The organism is Aeromonas sp. sif0611 (genome assembly GCF_019218845.1).
GTDB classification, from domain to species: Bacteria; Pseudomonadota; Gammaproteobacteria; order Enterobacterales; family Aeromonadaceae; genus Aeromonas; species Aeromonas media.
Genome location: NZ_JAHUWU010000001.1, coordinates 499,760 through 518,105, shown reverse-complemented (window position 1 = coordinate 518,105; position 18,346 = coordinate 499,760). Strand labels below are relative to the sequence as shown.

Genomic DNA, 18,346 nt, shown 5'->3' with positions numbered 1-18,346 from the left:
AGGGGCGATGAGCTATCAACACCCCTGGTGTGCACGCCTGCTCACCAGCCTGCCGGATGAACAGATAAGAGGCGCCGTGCTGGCCGACGAGCCGCGCTGGGACTACGTGGAGACCGAGCTGGTCAAGCTGGGATCCCTCGCTCACAGCCAGGTGGATCTCAATGCGGTGGCCGAGGCCTGCCTCGGCTTGCTGGAGAGCCGCACCAAGGACATGCGGGTGCTGGCCCAGCTGCTGCGTTGTCTGCAGCACCCGGCCAAGGCGACCCCGCTGGGGGCGGCGATCAGTCTGCTGGAGGCCTGGATCCAGGCTTACTGGCTGCTGGCCTGGCCTAGCAATGCCAGCCAGAAGCAGCGGCTGATGGTGCAAATCGTCAAGCGCTTCGAGGGGGCTCTGCCGCGCATTTGCGAGAGCGCTTCGGCGGCCGAACTGGCCCAGTTGCTGGCCCAGGCCGAGCAGCTGGAGCGGGTCTGGCTGGCGCAGTGTCCCGACAAGGGGGAGCTGCTCGACCCGTTGGTGATGGGGCTGAAGCGGGCCCAGCGCCAGCAGGTGGCACAGGCCGAGGCCAATGCCGCAGGGCAGCCCCAGAGCAGCGGCGCGGCGGCAGCGGGCTCCCCGGCCTCGGTGGCATCGACCGCCAGCGGTGCCGGCGCCATGGTGCTCAGCGGCGGTGGCGGCAGTGTCGGCGTCGACGTCGACAGTTCCAACGATCGTGCCTGGCGTCAGGCCCAGCTCAAGGTGGCGGAGCTCCTGATCGAGCGCCAACCGGAGGCGGCGGTGGGCTATCGACTGCGCCGTCACGCCGTCTGGGCCGGGATCACGGCGGTCCCCATGAGCGGGGCGGGTAATAAAACCCCGCTGGCGCCCATGTCGGCGGACATGGTGGATGAGTACCGCGCTGCCATGAATGCCCCTGATCAGGGGCTCTGGCAGCGTATCGAGCAGAGTCTGACCTTGGCGCCCTATTGGTTCGAGGGACACAGGCTCTCGGCCGAGGTGGCCCAGAAGCTCGGCTTTGGGGCGGTGGCCCAGGCGATCGCCGAGGAACTCGGGACTTTTCTGCAGCGCCTGCCGGCCCTGCGGGAGCTCGCCTTTAGCGACGGCTCGCCATTTCTCTCCCCCGAGTGCAGCCGCTGGCTGCAACCGGCCAAGGGCGGCAGTACGGGCAGTGGCGAAGCTGGGCTGGCCGAGGAGGTCGCCCAGCGCCACGGCGAGCAGGGGGTCGCGGCGGCGCTCGCCCTGCTCGATGAGCGGATTGCGCAGTTGAAAGAGCCAAGAGATCGCTTCCACGCCTTGCTGGTGCAGGCGGAGCTGTTGGCGCAGGAAGGCATGGAGGCGCTTGCGCGCCAGCACTATCAACACTTGTGGCAAGAGGCCAGTCGCCTCGGGTTGTCGCACTGGGAGCCCGGGCTGGTCAACCGCCTGGAGAGCCTGGCAGCGCCGTTGTCGAAATGAATGCCGAAATGAGTCATTGAGTCGGAGTTGGATCACATTTTATGTTCAAAACCATATTTACCTGGTCAAGGCAGCAACTGCCGAAACTGAAACCCTCCTGGCCCCTGCTCGGTGCTGTGCTCTGGGTGCTCGCCCTCATCCTGGTGTGGTGGCTGGGGCCTCGTCTCGAGATCCGTGACGCCAAGCCGTTGGCGCCGCTGTGGGGGCGGGTGGTGTTCACCCTGCTCTGGCTCTGGCTGCTGCTGGGGGTTCTCTCCTGGCGGGTGTGGCGCAAGATGCAGCAGCTCAAGGCCGAGCGCCAGCATGAGGTGGTGCTGGAGCAGGATCCGGTCAAGGGGCTGCTCGACCGGCAGGCGCTGTTCCTCGATCGCTGGCTGCAGGCGTTGAATACCCATCTGGGCAAGGGGGCGCTCTACGCCATGCCCTGGTATCTGGTGCTGGGCCTGCCCGGCAGCGGTAAGAGCAGCCTCATTCACCGCGCCAACCCGGCCAACAAGCTCAACCCGAGACTCGACACCGAGCTGCGCGACGTGGCGCAGGATCAGCTGGTGGATTGCTGGCTGGGGGAACAGGCAGTAATGTTGGATCCCGCCGGGGTGCTGCTCTCCCAGAGCGAAGCCGAACTGGATCCGCAGGCGCGCAAGCATGAGCGGCTCTGGCTGCACCTGCTCGGCTGGCTCAATGAACACCGCCGTCGCCAGCCCCTCAACGGCCTGGTGCTGACCGTGGATCTGGCCTGGCTCTCCCACGCCAGCGTGGCCGAGCGCAAGGCTTATGCCCAGCTGATGCGCTCGCGCCTACAGGAGGTGTCGGCCACCATGAATACCCGGTTGCCGCTCTATGTCACCTTTACCAAGCTCGATCTGCTGCGCGGCTTTGACGTGATCTACCAGCAGCTCGACAAGGAGGCCCGCGAGGCCGTGCTGGGAGTGACCTTCAAGCCGGGCGCCGACTGGCAGCAGGATCTGGCCCTGTTCTGGGATCAGTGGGTGGACAACCTCAACCAGAATCTGCCCGAACTGATGCTGAGCCGGCTCGATGCCGCCCAGCGCAACGCGCTGTTCTCGTTCGTGCGCCAGCTGGCGGGCCTCAAGGATTACGTGACCAGCCTGCTGGCCGAGACCCTGGCCATCGAGGAGAGCAAGCCGCTGCTGGTGCGCGGGGTCTATGTCAGCTCCGTCTATCAGCAGGGGGTGCCGTTCGATGCGTTTGCCCAGGCGGCCTCCCGCCGCTACAACTTGCCAGAGCCCATCCACTCGGCCCTGCGCGGGGAGTCCAACACCTATTTCGTGCGCCAGCTCTTCTCCTCCATCATCTTCCCGGAGGCCCATCTGGCTGGCGAAAACCGGCTGCACACCCTCTATCGCCGTCGCCGCATGGCCATCGGCCTCAGCTGCCTGTCACTCTTCTCGGCCGCCCTCATCGGTGGCTGGCACTACTTCTACCGGGTCAACGAGGAGGCGGGTCGCAACGTATTGACCAAGGCTCAGGCCTTCATGGAGACCAACGAGGTGGCGGATGCCCACGCCTTTGGCGTGAGCCAGCTGCCGCGCCTGAACCTCATTCGCGAGGCGACCCTCTCCTTTGGCAACTACCGTGAGCGGATGCCGCTGGTGGCGGATCTCGGCCTCTACCAGGGCGACGAGATTGGCCCTTATGTGGAGGGCTCCTACCTGCAGTTGCTGAGCCTGCGCTTCCTGCCGGCCCAGATGCAGGGATTGCTGGCGGATCTCAACCAGGCACCTGCCGGCAGCGAGGAGAAGCTCGCCATCCTGCGGGTGATGCGGATGTTGGACGATGCGTCCGGTCGCAACAAGGAGCTGGTGGCGCAGTACATGGCGAGCCGCTGGCAGAAGGCCTTCCCGGGGCAGGGGGCGGTACAGGAGCAGCTGATGGGGCACCTGGATTATGCCCTCGATCACACCAACTGGTATGGCGCCAGAGCCGAGCGGGATCAGGCCGCCATCACCGCCTTTGTGCCGTTCAAGGAGCCGGTCTACGGTGCCCAGCGCGAGCTCGGCAAGCTGCCCATGTATCAGCGGGTCTACCAGAACCTGGTGGTGAAGGCGGGCGATGTGCTGCCGCCGGATCTCAACGTGCGCGACGAAGTGGGCCCCACCTTCGACACCGTGTTTGTCCTGCGCAGCGACAACGCAGGCCAGGTGCCGCGGTTGCTCACCTGGCCCGGTTTCAACGACTTCTTCCTGAAACAAGACAAGGCGCTCATCGATCTCACCGCGATGGATGCCTGGGTGCTGGGCCAGCGCAAGCTGAGTCAGTTGAGCGAGGCGGATCGCAAGGAGATCACCCGTCAGGTCAACGACCGTTACGTCACCGATTACGTCAACCAGTGGCAAAAACTGCTGACCAATCTGGACGTGCAGACCCTGGAGAGCCCGGAGCAGGCGCTGGACGTGCTCGCTGCCATCACCGGCAACGATCAGCCGTTCCAGCGGGTACTGGCCTCGCTGGATGACAACACCCGCATTCGCAAGATCTCCGATGTGGAAGGGGACCCGGCCCAGGCCATCAGCGCCCGCATCGGTCGTCCCTTCATGGCCACCAATGCGGCGCTCAGCGGTCGCGGTGAACAGGGGCCGCTCATCTCCGAGGTCAACCAGAAGCTGGTGGAACTGCAGCACTACCTGGAGCTCATCGTCAACGCCACCGAGCCGGGCCAGTCCGCCTTGAAAGCGGTGCAGCTGCGCATGACCAACAAGTACGCCGATCCGGTGTTCGCCCTGCAGCAATATGCCCGCAGCCTGCCGGCCCCGCTCGATCGCTGGGTGGGTCAGCTCTCCGAGCAGAGCTCGCGGCTGGTGATCGACCTGGCCATGTCTTCCCTCAATCAGGAGTGGCAGGACAAGGTGCTGGCTCCCTTCAACAGCCAGCTGGCCGGTCGTTATCCGTTTGATCCGAGCTCGAGCAAGGATGTGCCCCTCTCCGAGATGGAGCGCTTCTTCGCGCCGGGCGGGACGCTGGACAGCTTCTATCAGGTCAACCTCAAACCCATGGTGGAGAGTGGCCTGATGGAAGGGGAGTTCAGCTCGCCCATCCAGGCCGAGCTGGTCAAGCAGCTGGACCGTGCGGCCCGCATCCGTCAGATCTTCTTCAGTCAGCAGGGCAACCTGGAGGTGCAGTTCGCCCTCGAGCCCATCGAGCTCACCGCCAACAAGCGGCGCAGCGTGCTGAACCTGGACGGTCAGCTGCTGGAATACGCCCATGGCCGTCGTACCAAGATCCCGTTGGTGTGGCCCAACACCATGCGCGACGGGGCCGAGAGCAAGATCACCCTGGTGCCGGCCGCCCGCGAGCGCTCACCGCGCAGCGAAGGCTTCGTCGGCCCCTGGGCCATGTTCCGCCTGATGGACAAGGGGGAGCTGACCCAGGTCAATGACGCCACCTTCGATGTGCGCTTCCCGGTGGATCAGGGGGCCATGACCTATCGCGTCTACACCGACAGCGCGCAAAACCCCTTCACCGGCGGCCTGTTCAGCCAGTTCAGACTGCCCGAATCCCTCTATTGATCGCGTCGGGGGCACGTTGTGCCCCCTTCCTGCGTTGGAAGTTCATATGTCACAGAATCAGCAAGGTCAGCAGGCCCTGAAAGTGGGGCGCGACCCCAGGATGTTGCCGGAGTACGAGGCGCTGCGGGCCGAGATCAACAAGCTCAGCCACGCTTCGCGCCCCGAGGTGGACTGGCAGCGGATCCATCAGCTCGCCAGTCTTATCTTCGAAAAACACGGGGTGGATCTGCAGACCGCCATCTACTTCACCCTGGCCCGTTCGCGCCTGCAGGGGCTGAGCGGTTTTACCGAAGGGTGCGAGTTTCTCGCCAATCTCATCGTCACCCAGTGGGAGAGCTTCTGGCCGCCTGTCCATCAGGAGCGGGCCCGCATCGAGATGCTCGACTGGTTCATTGCACGCATCAGCGACGTCATTCGCCAGTACCAGATCAGCCACGAGGACAAGCGGCTGATCTATCGCTGCGAGCGGGCGCTGCAGCTCATCAGCGAGAAGCTGCACAATGCGGGTCTGAGCCGCATTCCCCGGGTCGAGAATCTGGTGCACTTCATCGAGGGGTATACCCACCTGTTCGATGAGACCGAGATCGTCATCGTCTCCGACGAGCCGGGCCTCAAGGAGGATCTGCAGATCCCGCCCATGGTGTTCTTCAAGTCCGACATGGAGAGTGATCACGGCGGCACGGTCTCGGCATCGACCCCGTACCTGCCCCAGGGCAGCATTCTGGTGGGGCGCGAGAAGGGGCAGGTCAAGCCCACCGTGCTCAAGATAGAGCAGCACCGCCGGCAGCGTCCGGCCTGGTTCTGGTTTGGTTGCGGCCTGCTCAGCTGCGCCCTGCCGGTGATGGGGTGGCTCGGCTGGCAGCAGCATCAGCAGGAGAAAACCGTGGCGGCCCAGCGTCTGGTGCAGCCGGCCGCCGAGCTGCCTCGAGCCCTCAGCTATGACGACATTCGCCAGGCGCGCATCGTGCTGGGGGAGCAGACCCTGCAGAACATGGAGAGCGATCTGGTGGCCCGCTACCAGAACCAGTTGACCCGGCTCGAGCAGACGTCGCCGCTCTACTGGTATCGCTACGGCGAGGGGCTGCGCAACTCGCTCTTGATGCTCTATCCCGACTCGCTGGCGGTCAAGGCGCTGGACAAGCAGTGGCAGGCGCAGCTTGGTAGCCAGCAGGGGGACGTCATCAGCGTGCCCACCTATCTGGATGCCCGCGCCGGGGTGGATGCCCTGCTCGATCAGCTGTTGGAGCTGGAGCGCCAGCGCAAGACGGTGACCATCTCCTACCTCAAATCCCAGCTCTACGAAGTACAGAAGAACCTGATGCAGAACATCCCGTTCAGTCTGCGCCTCGGTGAACTGGAGGCGAGAAAAGCCTCCCAGGAGCCCATCACGGCTGCCGAGCTCAAGAGCCTGGAAAATGATCTGAAAGCGCTCAACATCCGCCTCTATCAGCTGCAACAGGGCACTTCTGGTAGCTGAAAGTACTGCCTTGAGCAAAGAGTTGCGCAAGGTGTGGTGGGTTTGACTGGCAAGGCAAGGTTTGCCGGGAAACTTGCCCTGTCTTGCGCAATGGATTGCAGCAGATTGGTCAGATGCAGCGAGCTTGAATCGTAATTGACTGATTTTTAATGTGATTGTGGGCGACTTTGCCATGGCATGGAGGCTGCTGGGTCGCCGTTCCAACTGTCTCTGCACCAGGCTGCGCTTGCACCATGGTTGCCCCACGGAGAATCCAGATGTGTCCTTCTATTGCATTGCTCGGTGATATCGGCACCGACCACGATGGTTTCCACCCATCCCCCGTGATTGCCGCCAGCCCCGATGTGTTCCTCGATGGCAAGCCGGTGGCCCGCCAGGGCGATCCGCTGGCCCCTCATGATAAACCCAACAATCCACCCCATCCGCGCAGCATCTCGGGCGGGGTCGGCTCTGTGCTGGTCAACGGCAAGCCCATCGCCGTGACCGGCACTGCCGTCGGCTGCGGCGGCGTGGTGATTGGTTCAGGCAGCGGACAAGCAGGTTAAGGAGCGCTTCATGGCAGACAGCACAGGATTACAATTTACCGTCAAGGTGGGGGCCCTGCCCGAGGGCACCTTGGTGGTGGCCGAGTTTGCGCTGGAAGAGGCGCTGAACGGGCCGTTCCAGCTGCGCTTGGAATTGGCGAGCCCAGAGCCCGACGTCGACTTCGGTGCCGTGCTGGACCAGCCGTGCGAGCTGCTGGTGTGGTACAACGGCGAGCTGCAGCGGCGGGTGTGCGGGGTCGTGAGTGATTTTGCGCAGGGTGACAGCGGTTTTCGCCGCACCCGCTATCAGCTCATGGTGCAGCCGGCGCTGTGGCGGCTCTCCCTTCGCCAGAATTCGCGCATCTTCCAGGCACAAAAGCCCGATGAAATCCTCAGCATCCTGTTGCAAGAGCACGGCATCACCGATTACGCCTTTGCGCTCAAGAACGAGCACGCCAAGCGGGAATACTGCGTTCAGTACCGGGAGACTGACCTCGATTTCGTGAACCGGCTCGCCGCCGAAGAGGGGATGTTCTATTTCCACGAGTTTGAAACGGGCAAGCACCGCATCGTGTTTGCCGACGACGCGGCCGCCCTGACCGCCGGCCCCGAGCTCTTCTTCAACCTCGGCAACCGTTCCCTTGAGCAAGGCCCCTATGTGCGCCAGTTCCACTACCGCGAGGCCGTGCGCCCCTCGGATGTGGAGCTCAAGGATTACAGCTTCAAGACCCCGGCTTATGGCCTCTCCCACAAGAAGGTGGGGGCGGAGCTCGAGCACCAGCGCGACACCTACCAGCACTTCGACTATCCGGGTCGCTACAAAGCGGACCCGAGCGGCAAGGCCTTTGCCCAGCACCGGCTCGATGCGCTGCGCAGTGATGCGGTGGCGGGCCAGGCTAAGTCCAACTGCGCCGCCTTGCAGCCGGGGCAGAGCTTCTCGCTCACTGAACACCCCAACGGCAACCTCAACACCGACTGGCAAATCGTGCGCATCCAGCATACCGGCTTGCAGCCGCAGGCGCTGGAAGAGGAGGGGGGCAGCGGCCCCACCGTCTATCACAACGAATTCGGGGTGGTGAAAGCCAGCACCACCTGGCGGGCGCGCATCGGCAGCCCGGAGGCTCCTCACAAGCCGATGGTGGATGGCCCGCAAATCGCCATGGTGGTGGGTCCCGAAGGGGAGGAGATTTACTGCGACGAGCATGGTCGGGTCAAGCTGCAGTTTCCGTGGGACAGGTATGGCAGCTCCAACGACCAGAGCTCCTGCTGGGTGCGGGTTAGCCAGGGCTGGGCGGGCGGTCAATACGGCATGATGGCCATCCCGCGCATCGGCCACGAGGTCATCGTCTCGTTTCTGGAAGGGGACCCAGACCAGCCCATCGTCACCGGTCGCACCTATCACGCCACCAACCGGCCGCCGTACGAGTTGCCGGCCAACAAGACCCGCACTGTGCTGCGCACCGAGACCCATCAGGGCGAGGGCTTCAACGAGCTGCGCTTTGAAGACCAGGCTGGCAAGGAAGAGATTTACATCCACGGTCAGAAAGACCTGAACGTGCTTATCGAGAACGATGCCGCCTGGCACATCAAACACGACCAGCACACCGATATCGACAACGAGCGGGTGACCCGCATCAAGGCCAACGACCACCTGACGGTGGAGGGTGAGAAGCGCGACCAGGTAAAAGCCGATTACTCGCTGACGGTGGATGCCAGTTTGCACCAGAAGCTGGGGCAGTCCCTGCTGGTGGAAGCCGGTCAGGAAGTGCATATCAAGGTGGGCGACAAGCTGGTGCTGGAGGCGGGTTCTGAAATAACCCTCAAGGGAGGCGGCAGCTTTGTGAAAGTTGATCCTAGCGGCATCAAGCTGGTGGGCCCCGCCATCAAACTCAATGCCGGTGGCAGCGCTGGGTCTGGCTCTGGCTGGGCAGGTCAGCCTCCCATCATCCCCAAAGGCGTAGAAGTGGTGAAAGCTCCTGACTTGGTTGAACTGGTCAAGGCCATCCCCACCGAGAAGGCGATGGAGGCACTGCTCAAGGAGCAAGGGCCTGCGCAGACCTTCTTTGTGCCATCCCGCTAAGGGCCATAGTTCGTACGATTACGAGTGAAAAGAAGAAGATGAAAATCTTATATCCAATGCAAGTGGGCGGCGGTGATGCTCCCAAAGAAGCTGCCTCACTTGAAGAGTTCATCGGCATGCTCAATGGTGAGCCGGGCGGCACTTTCCTGCTAGGTGGCAACCGTATCTGGCATGGCGGTATTCATTTAAGCGACAAGGGAGGTTGGCATCCAGGGGGCGCAGTGCGAGCTATTGCCGATGGAGAGATAGTGGCCTACCGCATCGCGTCCGATCCCGTTGCCGTGACGTTGGAGCCGGAAGAGGGAAAGCCAGGTGAGCCAATTACTCTGCATACCTCCCCTTCATTTTGCTTGGTCCGGCATCGTTATGAGGCTACCGAAGAAGTTTCCGGACAGCAGCAGCCAAAGCGCAATACCCTTACCTTCTACTGCCTCTATATGCATATTGCTTGCAAAAACGCTTATCAGGGTGAGCCTGAACGTCATGTGCTGACAGGGAGCGGTGTCGCTATATACAAGGCCACTGCAAGTCTACAGTTTCAGAAAGAGGACAAACTGGGTACGGCTCGCAAGGGGGCCGAAGTTATCTTGATTGGGGCGCCATCAGAGCGGATGAATCTGAATAATGAACCTTATTCTTACCAGCTAGTCAGCTATGCGACTTCAAAGGACGATGATCCGTCAGCGTTTTATGTGGCTTCACAATTTATCAAGGAAGAACGCAAGATTGAGTCCGATTGGATGATGGCCAAGCAAGATATTCCTTCTCTCTATCCGATCAGTCGCAACAGCTATCTGCGTAAAAGTAAAGATCAGGGTGAAGCTGTGACAGCGGGATTGCCAAAAACAAGCAAAGTAGCACGAACCACAACTCAGCCAGTCGTATTTTCCAATATGAAAGAGTATCTCGAGATTGAGGTCTGGGAGGTTGCCCAAGGCAAGCTGACCGATGGTAAAGGGAATGTTGTCCCCAATGCCTCAAAGGGTGATCGTTATTGGGTTGCTAAAGAGATGCTGGGTCAACCCAGCGATGCCGTTCGGCATACCCCCATTGTTTACGACAAAGTGGAGCTGCGACATACCAATCCCATTCCGGTCAAGGGTGGTGAGGTGGTCGGGCATTGGGGGGAGCATGAGACACCGAAACCAATGGCCAATGGCTTTGTGCTCAATGAAGATCGTAAAGCCATACATATGGAAATATTTGTCGCAGAGAGTGACAAGGAGGCTCTCGGTAAATGCATCAGCAATGAAGGAAAGTTAACCAAGGGACAAGAGTATTTGCTGCTCAAAGAGGGGGAGCAGGCAGATACTTATAAGTTGACCAAGGAGAATAATAAAATCGGTTTCAGCAAGGTGGGAGCCTTTGGCCCGCTGGAGGCTCCCAAACCGATAAACACTCAGGATATCGTGACCCATGGTGCCGACAAATTTGTGAAGGTGGCCGAGGATCAGCATGTGCTTATCAGTGGTGACACTCGCTTGGTGAGCCAACATGAGTGGGCCAGACTGGGTGTGACATTGGTTGATGGCGGCTCTGATCCCGACGGATTTCTGGACAAGGCTGACACTGACGGCAAAGAAGGAGGAGACTTTTTCAGCGCTGTCTACGAAGAGCTGGTGACAGATCGGGATGGTGATGGCAGTATCAGTGCCGATGAAATCAAGGCTGCGATGGCGAAGGAAATGGTCGCAGACAAAGTGCGTAACCTCTTTATCAAGCACGAAAGCGAATGGGTAAAGCGCGATACGTGGCCAAGGCTAGAGCAAGAGCTGAAAAACATGCCCAACCTGTACAAATACGTGCTGGAAGTCACCAATAAGATGGCCTGGATAGAGCAGGCTGCTGCTGTGGTGGGGGATGCTAAACCTTGGTTTATTCATCCGGCAGGGATGATGGAATTGATAGGGGAGAGCGAGAATGAGTCATCACTAAAAATAGATTATGACTTCATTCATAGCCTAGAGGGGGGGATGATTTTAAATGGCTATGTACCTGAGCCAGAAACTAGCCAAAGTGGTGTGACAATATCTGTTGGTTTTGACTTAGGTGCTAGAAATTTGTCTGACCTTAATCGACTTGGTTTAAATACTTCTTTGGTATCTAAGTTGACACCCTATTTAGGGAAGAAAAAATCTGAGGCGGATCGTTTTGTTAGAAACAATCCATTATCAGTTACTTTAGATGAAGCAAATGAAATTTATTTGGCCGTTAAAAAACAAAGCACAGAGGAGTTGATTAGAAAATATAATGCTGAAAGCTCAGTTGATTTTGAATCACTGCCTAAGGAAGCTCAGACAGTTATTGCCTCTGTTGAGTATCAGTACGGCTCTCTAAAAGTTAGTACACCAGCACTTTGGGAACAAGTTGTAAATCAAGAATGGCAGGATGCATATGAAAATCTCTTGGATTTTGGAGATGCTTACATTACAAGAAGACGCAAAGAAGCTGAATATTTAAAGGGTATGCTATGAAAGTCTTTATTGTTATTTTTTTGTTTTTTTCATTCTCTGTCGTGGCTAACGTTCAGACATTTACGCAATCAGAACTGCAAGTTATATATGATAAATTAAATATATCAACATTCCGAAGTTCTTTGATGCCAAAAAGAACAAAGGATAAAATTTATCTAAGTCAAATGGGGTTTTCTAAACCTGGCTATTTCAAGGATGGTTTTTTGATAGATAATAAGGACTGGGTTTATACATTTACCGTTATAGAAAAAAAAGATAAAAATAGAGATGGGACGACTGATTACACCATATGTTTTTCGGATAAATCGAAAGCAGGGACATATAGCTCAGTCCAACCAATGTTGATTTCACCATTAGGTGTTGATGGTCAATATATAGCTCTGTCATTCACTGTTGATGGATGCTGACTTTAAGTAGGGTGCTAGGTCTTGATCTAGCACCCCCCCTTTAGTGTTCAGTAAATCATAGCCATTCATTATTTTGATAATTTATTTTCATGCATCATCTTTTTCTCCTTTTGATGTAAGCCAATGTAATAAGATTGTATAATCTCTATCAGGAGAGGATAGGCTACAAGGTGTGTGACTTCACCAAGATGACCATCTATGTGACGCCGAGTGTGGTGCTACTTGGGTGTGCGTTGAAGACGATATATCAAGGCCAATACGCTTCCCCCTCCCATCTCGGTGAACTCTATGTGTTGCTATCCCCCGTGGCTATCGCGGCCTAGTAGAAACGCCGGGTTCCCTTATCGGGGGCAAGAAGAGCAAGCATCAAGTCCATCTTGAAGTCTTCACCCAGGATCCCAGACTGGATGATGTATTGGCCAACAAGGCGGGGACTAAAGGCGGTGCTATTTATGCCAAGGTGCCGGCCGATCTCGTCTTGCATGAGAAGAAAAAGCAGGATGGTAAATATTTCTGGGTCGCGACGGGTGACAAGAGTCTGGAAGAGCTGGTTGAATTACCCAAGCTGGAAAAAGACGCAGCCAAGCAGGAATGGGTTTGCATCTCGTCAGAAAAATATGTCAAGAAAGAGCAAGTCGAGCTGCTGAGTCAACATGACTGGCTCAAGATCGGTTTTATAAAGATCGATGGCTCTGGATCCGATGGCTATCTGGATCCCGATGCACCGCCTGCATTCTTTACGAATCTGGTAAAAAGTTTTGATACGGATGGCGATGGTGAGCTTAGCAGTGAAGAGATTCAAGTTGCCCTGCAAAATAGCGGTAATGCCGATCAACTTCATAAGCTAATCGTCAAGCATCCCAGCGAGTGGTATGAAAAATCTTCGGCCAGCAGTTACATATGGCTTGATAAATTGATGGCCAAGGTTGGTCTGCCCGACTTTGACAAGTTGGTGGATCACGAAAAGCAGCGGATCGATAAGCTGGAGTGGATGCAGAGTGCTACCAAGTTAAAGCTTGGGAAGGCGATTTGGCATTTCTACCCATTACATTTTAAATTTAAAGAATCGCGTACGACAGTGGGTATCAACTGGGCAAGAAGTGTCTTTGGTGATTATCTAGCCAGTGTTGAATCAGGCGGGGATTACTCTGCATACAATAATATAGTCCATGGTAAAGCATCGTCATTCTATGGAACTAGTCTAACATCTATGTCCATAAGTGAGGTTATGGTTTCTCAATCTCAACCTGGTCGAAAGATGTTTGCTGTAGGACGGTATCAACTAATACCTAGTACTCTTATTAGTGCAGTAAATTATCTAAAAATAGATAAAAACTTACTCTTTAATGAGGAGGTTCAAGACTATATTTTCAATAACTATCTGATAGCAATAAAAAGGCCTGAAATTATTGAGTTCCTTGAAAAAGACGGCAGTGTCGAGGACGCTATATACTCATGGGCTAAAGAGTTTGCTTCAGCAGGCGTGAGGAAAGGTCGGGCAATAAGTAATAATAGGGTGGCTTTAGGTGGAGAATCGTATTATGCTGGCGACGGTTTAAACAAAGCACATATAACACCTGATAAGATGGTGGATGTTCTGGTGAAAGCTAAAAAGGATGCTTTAAAATGAAGTTTTTAACTGGGGCTATTTTTTTTGTTATTAGCTTTTCTTGTTTTTCTAACTCATTAAGTTTCAATGACTTCCCGAGTAAGTCTGTTAGTAGTGCTTACGTTAATAAATTAATTGCAGGCAGTAGTGATTACAGTGAACTTTATATAAAAGATGCTAATCGTTCCCTATTAGAAGGGAAAGTTAACTTTAATGGGCATTATGTTGTCTTTGTCACTTCGTGTGGAGGTGGATGTATCTATGGAGGAATAGTAGATAAAACCTCTGGGAAGTTAATAGATTTCCCTGATGCATTTTCACCTGGCGATGATGATGATCAATTTGAATTGAAATATAAAAAAGAGAGTAGTCTTATCTGTTTTGATGGTATTAGTCTTGATAGTGGAGAATCTGGTCAGAAATGCTATGCCGTATATGGAGACGGGCTTGAGAGAGTTGCGGGCCTATTGAGGGAGGAATAGAGAGTCATTAACTCAACTATCTCGTTCTTATAGTTATTATCTGACACCGATGTCAAGTCGGTGTTTTTTAATTGGTGGTTATAGATGATAGTTAAACGAGCTTTAGTAGCATTATTTATCTTTATATGTCTTAATCTTCGTATTAATTAATTGTTGGCAGTGCACTGTAGTGCTATTGAGTCAACATGACTGGCTGAAGATCGGTTTTAAAAAGATCGATGGCTCTGGCTCTGGCTCTGACGGTTATCTGGACCCGGATGCACCGCCTACCTTCTTTACCGAATTGGTAAACAGTTTCGACACTGACAAGAGCGGTGAACTCAGCAGTGAAGAGATACAGGCAGCGCTGCAAAATAGCAGTAATGCAGAGCAACTTCACAAGCTTATCGTCAAACATCCCAGCGAATGGTATGAAAAATCCTCGGCCAGTACTTATCTGTGGCTGGACAAGCTGATGGCTAAAATTGGCCTACCCGATTTTGACAAGCTGGTAGATCACGAAAAACAGCGTATCGATAAGCTGGAATGGATGCAGAGTGCAACTAAGTTAACACTTGAGAAAGATAGCTGGCACTTTTCGCCTGTCGGAATCATGGCGTTAGCAATAAAGGCCCAAAATGGGCATCCTAAAACGTATATAAGTGACACTTTAAACGAAATTGAATTTTTGTCTTTCTATAATGGTGAAGTAGTTGAAGAGTCAGATTATGTCAATGCTGCTTCTGAGCTTGGTTGTGAGGTAAATGCTATAAAAGCAGTAGCATTAACTGAAACCGGTAGTACAGGCAGTTATTATAAGTTCTCAGATCAGGATGATGCAGTGCTTTCTATTTTGTTTGAAAGGCATAAATTTAGTAATATGACGAGTGGGAAATATGATAAATCTCACCCTGAAATATCTAACCCTGTGGGGGGCGGATATGGGGCATATAAAGTTCAGTATAGGAAACTTATGCTGGCCTACTCGTTGGATAAGAATGCTGCATTAAAAGCAGCATCTTGGGGGAAGTTCCAGATATTAGGTTCCAACCACTTGAGTGCTGGATATAAAGATGTAAATGAATTCGTTAGTTCGCTCAGTGTTTCAGAAAAAAACCATCTTAAAGCTTTTGTTGATTTTATAAAAGCTGATAATAAATTGCTAAAAGCTATTCGAGCAAAGGATTGGTTAGCATTTGCACTAGTGTACAATGGTCCTAGGCAGAAAGGGTATGATAAACGAATGAAGGATAATTATAATGCGCTCTAATATTTATATTTTCATGTTGCTTTATTTAATTTCAGCATCTTCGTATAGCAGCGAAAATGTGTATTTTTCTTGTGAGACTGATAAAGGTGACGTTAAGTTATTCGTTGATGGAAATATATTGAGTTATGAGTTCTCGAAAGATGATAAGACTGAGCTTTCTTATCACTCATTGGGAGATGGGTTTAGTGGATTCAGTCATAATTATTACTATAGATACCAGACTGAATATGGAAAGGTTTCTTTCAGTAAAGGGAAATACAAGTATGCGATTTTTAGTAACTACGAAGGAAATGAAGAAATGTCAGGTGTAATAGTAACTATATCCGGAAAAGAATATAACATCCCTTGTAGAAAAACAATTACAAACAAACTTGTGGATCTTATCCCCTTGCTACAATGTGATAAAGAAGATGCATTGGGATGCTATCCTGAAAGATAATATCTTTAATGTTGATTCTGGTACAGATTAATGAGTCTTTTTTCAAAAAGGTTGTACATCGCTTTTTATAGTGTTATTCCTATGTACACATATGCCTATAGTACCTGCGATGATGATATATTGTATTATATTACCACTAAGACTTCAGATGGTGAACCAAGTAGCACCTTATCGATAATGCATAGCGGGAAAGGGCAGGTGTTCACAGTTCCATTTCCTTCTGGAAATAGCTCATGCAAGAAAGTAAATAATGATGGACTTATAAAAATAACTGTCTCTGCCGATAGGCCAAGACTGAACGCTGTATATTATTTTGATGTTGCTGGTAAGTTTAATTATATAGGTAGTGCATCTATCTCAACAAGCTCTGGTGAGGAACGTGTAAGTGGTGTTGGCGAAATAAATAAAGGTAATGAAATTCCTTTCGTTAATTTGGATGGAGTGGTAAGCGAGGATGCAGCCATCATAAGCAAGATCATCAATGCTTCTTATATTTTCGCGAGTGATGAAAAAGTGTCAGACTTATACCGTGACATGAGATACATCGTGATAGATGCATTGTCAGAGAGTACTGGGAACAAAATTTGTGATAGTGACGAGAGCGTGTTCTATTACTGTAAGACAAAATCGGGGAAAAATCTGAACTTATGTTACTCTCCTTTCTCAGGAGACATAACATATAATTATGGCAGGCAGGGAAAGGAGCTATCACTTAATGATTTTTCATTGATGGGTGAGATATTTAGCTTTAAGAATAAAAACACGATGTACAATGTGTCACCTGATAAAGATGAGATATCAGTGATCCAGAATGGCAAGATATTATCTGTTATTTCATGCGCATGAAATATTTATTTTTGTATAGATTCTATTATATTCCGACACCGGCTTAAGGCCGGTGTTTTTATATCCAGGATCGCGTAGTTACGGCTCTCAGGTTCGTTCTCTTTTATCTGAGCATCGAGATCAGCTGTGTTCGTTTTTGTCGGGGATGTTGCCTGAAAGGCTCCCATTGAAGCTTTTTTGTGTGGCATTAACAAGTCGGATGTAGGCAGCAGTGGCAGGTCCTGATGATTAGCAATCCAGGTTTGATTAATTAATCGGTCTTGTACTGTTTTTTCCAAGCTTTCTTTGCGTGCCCCACTTGGAAAAATTGCGGTCCCAGTATCGATAACAGCCAATATCACTCGTAGGAGAATGATACTGTGACAACGCTTTCATTTTCTTTAATGGATGGCCGGAATGGATCGATAATTTATATGATTATAATTGTATTGGATCTTGAAATGCCTATTTATGGGTATTCTGTGCCATGATTATGAAGCAATAAGTGCATGTTATATATAGCTTTTTATTTTCATTTCATGGGGTCTCGAGCGCATTAAAGTGTGGTGACTTGATAAAGATCAACATAAAGGGGGAGGGGGAGGCATAGCATTCCCGCCATTAAGCATTTGTCAAACAATGCTCACTGACGGGAATAAAAAGAATGGTCGAGGATAATTTTTTATCGGCTCATGGAATTAATCGCCGTGATTTTATGAAGTTGTGCGCCGGGATGGCCGCAACCCTGGGATTAAGTCAGCATGCCGTCGCCAAGATGGCCAGCGCGCTCACCAACCCCGAGCGGCCGCCGGTGATCTGGATTGGGGCGCAGGAGTGCACCGGCTGTACCGAGTCACTGCTGCGCGCCACTCACCCCACCATCGAGAACCTGATCCTCAACACCATTTCGCTGGAGTACCACGAGGTGCTCTCGGCGGCCTTTGGTCATCAGGCGGAAGAGAACAAGCACAACGCCATCAAGCGTTATAAAGGCAAGTATGTGCTGGTGGTGGATGGCTCCATTCCGCTCAAAGATGGCGGCGTCTACTGCATGGTGGCCGGTGAGCCCATCGTCGACCATATTCGCCGCGCCGCCGCCGATGCGGCTGCGGTCATCGCCATCGGCTCCTGCTCCGCCTGGGGCGGTGTGCCTGCCAGCGGCGGCAACCCGACCGGCGCTGTCAGCCTTGAAGAGGCGCTCGGCAATATCGGTACCCCCATCATCAATATCCCGGGCTGCCCGCCCAATCCCCACAACTTCCTCACCACGGTCGCCTACTACATCACCTACGGCAAGCTGCCGGCGCTGGATAGCAAGAAGCGTCCGCTGTTTGCCTATGAGCGGCTGATCCACGAGAACTGCGAGCGTCGTCCGCACTTCGACGCAGGTCGTTTTGCCAAGGAGTTTGGCGACGAGGGCCACCGTCAGGGCTGGTGTCTCTACCATCTGGGCTGCAAGGGGCCGGAGACCTATGGCAACTGCTCGACCCTGGAGTTCTGCGATGTGGGCGGTGGCATCTGGCCGGTCGGCATCGGCCACCCTTGCTATGGCTGCAACGAGCAGGGTGTTGGCTTCAGCAAGGGGATCTTCCAGCTTGCCAAGGTAGAGAACCCGACTCCGCGGGTGGATAAACCCGATGTAAAGATCCAGGAGGGGGGCTATACCTCGCCCACCGCGACGGGCCTTATCGGTGGCGCCCTCGGGGTGCTGGTGGGGGTGAGTCTGATGACGGTGCGTGAACTCGGTCGCCAGCAGAAGCGCCACGAAGCCGGGCAGCACCCATCACGGGAGGAATAACC

General features: G+C 53.8%; 14 protein-coding genes. 13 read left to right on the top strand and 1 reads right to left on the bottom strand.

Annotation, left to right across the window (positions count from 1 at the left end; genetic code table 11):
• The first annotated feature begins 7 nt into the window (after nt 1–7).
• The 12 genes from tssA to KW824_RS02185 all read left to right on the top strand — a co-directional run bounded on the left by tssA (nt 8) and on the right by KW824_RS02185 (nt 16,567).
• Nucleotides 8–1,453: a type VI secretion system protein TssA gene (gene tssA / locus KW824_RS02240; RefSeq protein ID WP_218408769.1), complete on the top strand. Its 1,446-nt coding sequence runs from the start codon at nt 8–10 to the stop codon at nt 1,451–1,453.
• Nucleotides 1,454–1,494: 41 nt separating this feature from the next.
• Nucleotides 1,495–4,980, top strand: a complete 3,486-nt coding sequence (tssM, locus tag KW824_RS02235; protein ID WP_218408768.1) for a type VI secretion system membrane subunit TssM — start codon at nt 1,495–1,497, stop codon at nt 4,978–4,980.
• Between the two features lie 46 nt (nt 4,981–5,026).
• On the top strand, nt 5,027–6,457 hold the full coding sequence (locus KW824_RS02230; protein WP_218408767.1) for a VasL domain-containing protein: 1,431 nt from the start codon (nt 5,027–5,029) through the stop codon (nt 6,455–6,457).
• 257 nt (nt 6,458–6,714) lie between these two features.
• On the top strand, nt 6,715–7,002 hold the full coding sequence (locus KW824_RS02225; protein WP_017411057.1) for a type VI secretion system PAAR protein: 288 nt from the start codon (nt 6,715–6,717) through the stop codon (nt 7,000–7,002).
• Between the two features lie 10 nt (nt 7,003–7,012).
• Entirely contained in the window at nt 7,013–9,061 is a 2,049-nt protein-coding gene (gene tssI, locus KW824_RS02220) for a type VI secretion system tip protein TssI/VgrG (protein ID WP_218408766.1), read from the top strand.
• 38 nt (nt 9,062–9,099) lie between these two features.
• On the top strand, nt 9,100–11,535 hold the full coding sequence (locus KW824_RS02215; protein WP_218408765.1) for a pesticin C-terminus-like muramidase: 2,436 nt from the start codon (nt 9,100–9,102) through the stop codon (nt 11,533–11,535).
• Complete coding sequence (locus KW824_RS02210) at nt 11,532–11,942, top strand: hypothetical protein (RefSeq protein WP_218408764.1); 411 nt, start codon at nt 11,532–11,534, stop codon at nt 11,940–11,942. The genes KW824_RS02215 and KW824_RS02210 overlap by 4 nt, the downstream gene beginning before the upstream one ends.
• A 415-nt stretch (nt 11,943–12,357) precedes the next feature.
• Nucleotides 12,358–13,572 (top strand): hypothetical protein, encoded by a 1,215-nt coding sequence (locus KW824_RS02205; protein ID WP_218408763.1) that lies wholly within the window; start codon nt 12,358–12,360, stop codon nt 13,570–13,572.
• Nucleotides 13,569–14,033, top strand: a complete 465-nt coding sequence (locus KW824_RS02200) for a hypothetical protein (RefSeq protein ID WP_218408762.1) — start codon at nt 13,569–13,571, stop codon at nt 14,031–14,033. The genes KW824_RS02205 and KW824_RS02200 overlap by 4 nt, the downstream gene beginning before the upstream one ends.
• Before the next feature lie 175 nt (nt 14,034–14,208).
• Nucleotides 14,209–15,282: an N-acetylmuramidase family protein gene (locus tag KW824_RS02195; protein ID WP_218408761.1), complete on the top strand. Its 1,074-nt coding sequence runs from the start codon at nt 14,209–14,211 to the stop codon at nt 15,280–15,282.
• Complete coding sequence (locus KW824_RS02190; protein WP_218408760.1) at nt 15,272–15,721, top strand: hypothetical protein; 450 nt, start codon at nt 15,272–15,274, stop codon at nt 15,719–15,721. The genes KW824_RS02195 and KW824_RS02190 overlap by 11 nt, the downstream gene beginning before the upstream one ends.
• Before the next feature lie 198 nt (nt 15,722–15,919).
• Nucleotides 15,920–16,567: a hypothetical protein gene (locus tag KW824_RS02185; RefSeq protein ID WP_218408759.1), complete on the top strand. Its 648-nt coding sequence runs from the start codon at nt 15,920–15,922 to the stop codon at nt 16,565–16,567.
• A 5-nt stretch (nt 16,568–16,572) separates the two neighbouring features.
• Here the strand turns inward: KW824_RS02185 and KW824_RS02180 are convergent, their stop codons facing one another.
• A complete protein-coding gene (locus tag KW824_RS02180) occupies nt 16,573–16,902 on the bottom strand; it encodes a hypothetical protein (RefSeq protein WP_218408758.1) in 330 nt (109 codons plus the stop codon).
• 308 nt (nt 16,903–17,210) lie between these two features.
• Between KW824_RS02180 and hybO the strand changes: the two genes are divergently transcribed.
• Nucleotides 17,211–18,344, top strand: a complete 1,134-nt coding sequence (gene hybO / locus KW824_RS02175) for a hydrogenase 2 small subunit (protein ID WP_218408757.1) — start codon at nt 17,211–17,213, stop codon at nt 18,342–18,344.
• Nucleotides 18,345–18,346: the final 2 nt, after the last annotated feature.

What these genes read in the sequence shown, in the direction of transcription:
- tssI (WP_218408766.1), top strand. Translation starts at nt 7,013, where the DNA reads ATGGCAGACAGCACAGGATTACAATTTACCGTCAAGGTGGGGGCCCTG.
- KW824_RS02215 (WP_218408765.1), top strand. Translation starts at nt 9,100, where the DNA reads ATGAAAATCTTATATCCAATGCAAGTGGGCGGCGGTGATGCTCCCAAA.
- tssM (WP_218408768.1), top strand. Translation starts at nt 1,495, where the DNA reads ATGTTCAAAACCATATTTACCTGGTCAAGGCAGCAACTGCCGAAACTG.
- tssA (WP_218408769.1), top strand. Translation starts at nt 8, where the DNA reads ATGAGCTATCAACACCCCTGGTGTGCACGCCTGCTCACCAGCCTGCCG.
- hybO (WP_218408757.1), top strand. Translation starts at nt 17,211, where the DNA reads ATGGTCGAGGATAATTTTTTATCGGCTCATGGAATTAATCGCCGTGAT.
- KW824_RS02190 (WP_218408760.1), top strand. Translation starts at nt 15,272, where the DNA reads ATGCGCTCTAATATTTATATTTTCATGTTGCTTTATTTAATTTCAGCA.
- KW824_RS02230 (WP_218408767.1), top strand. Translation starts at nt 5,027, where the DNA reads ATGTCACAGAATCAGCAAGGTCAGCAGGCCCTGAAAGTGGGGCGCGAC.
- KW824_RS02225 (WP_017411057.1), top strand. Translation starts at nt 6,715, where the DNA reads ATGTGTCCTTCTATTGCATTGCTCGGTGATATCGGCACCGACCACGAT.
- KW824_RS02200 (WP_218408762.1), top strand. Translation starts at nt 13,569, where the DNA reads ATGAAGTTTTTAACTGGGGCTATTTTTTTTGTTATTAGCTTTTCTTGT.
- KW824_RS02210 (WP_218408764.1), top strand. Translation starts at nt 11,532, where the DNA reads ATGAAAGTCTTTATTGTTATTTTTTTGTTTTTTTCATTCTCTGTCGTG.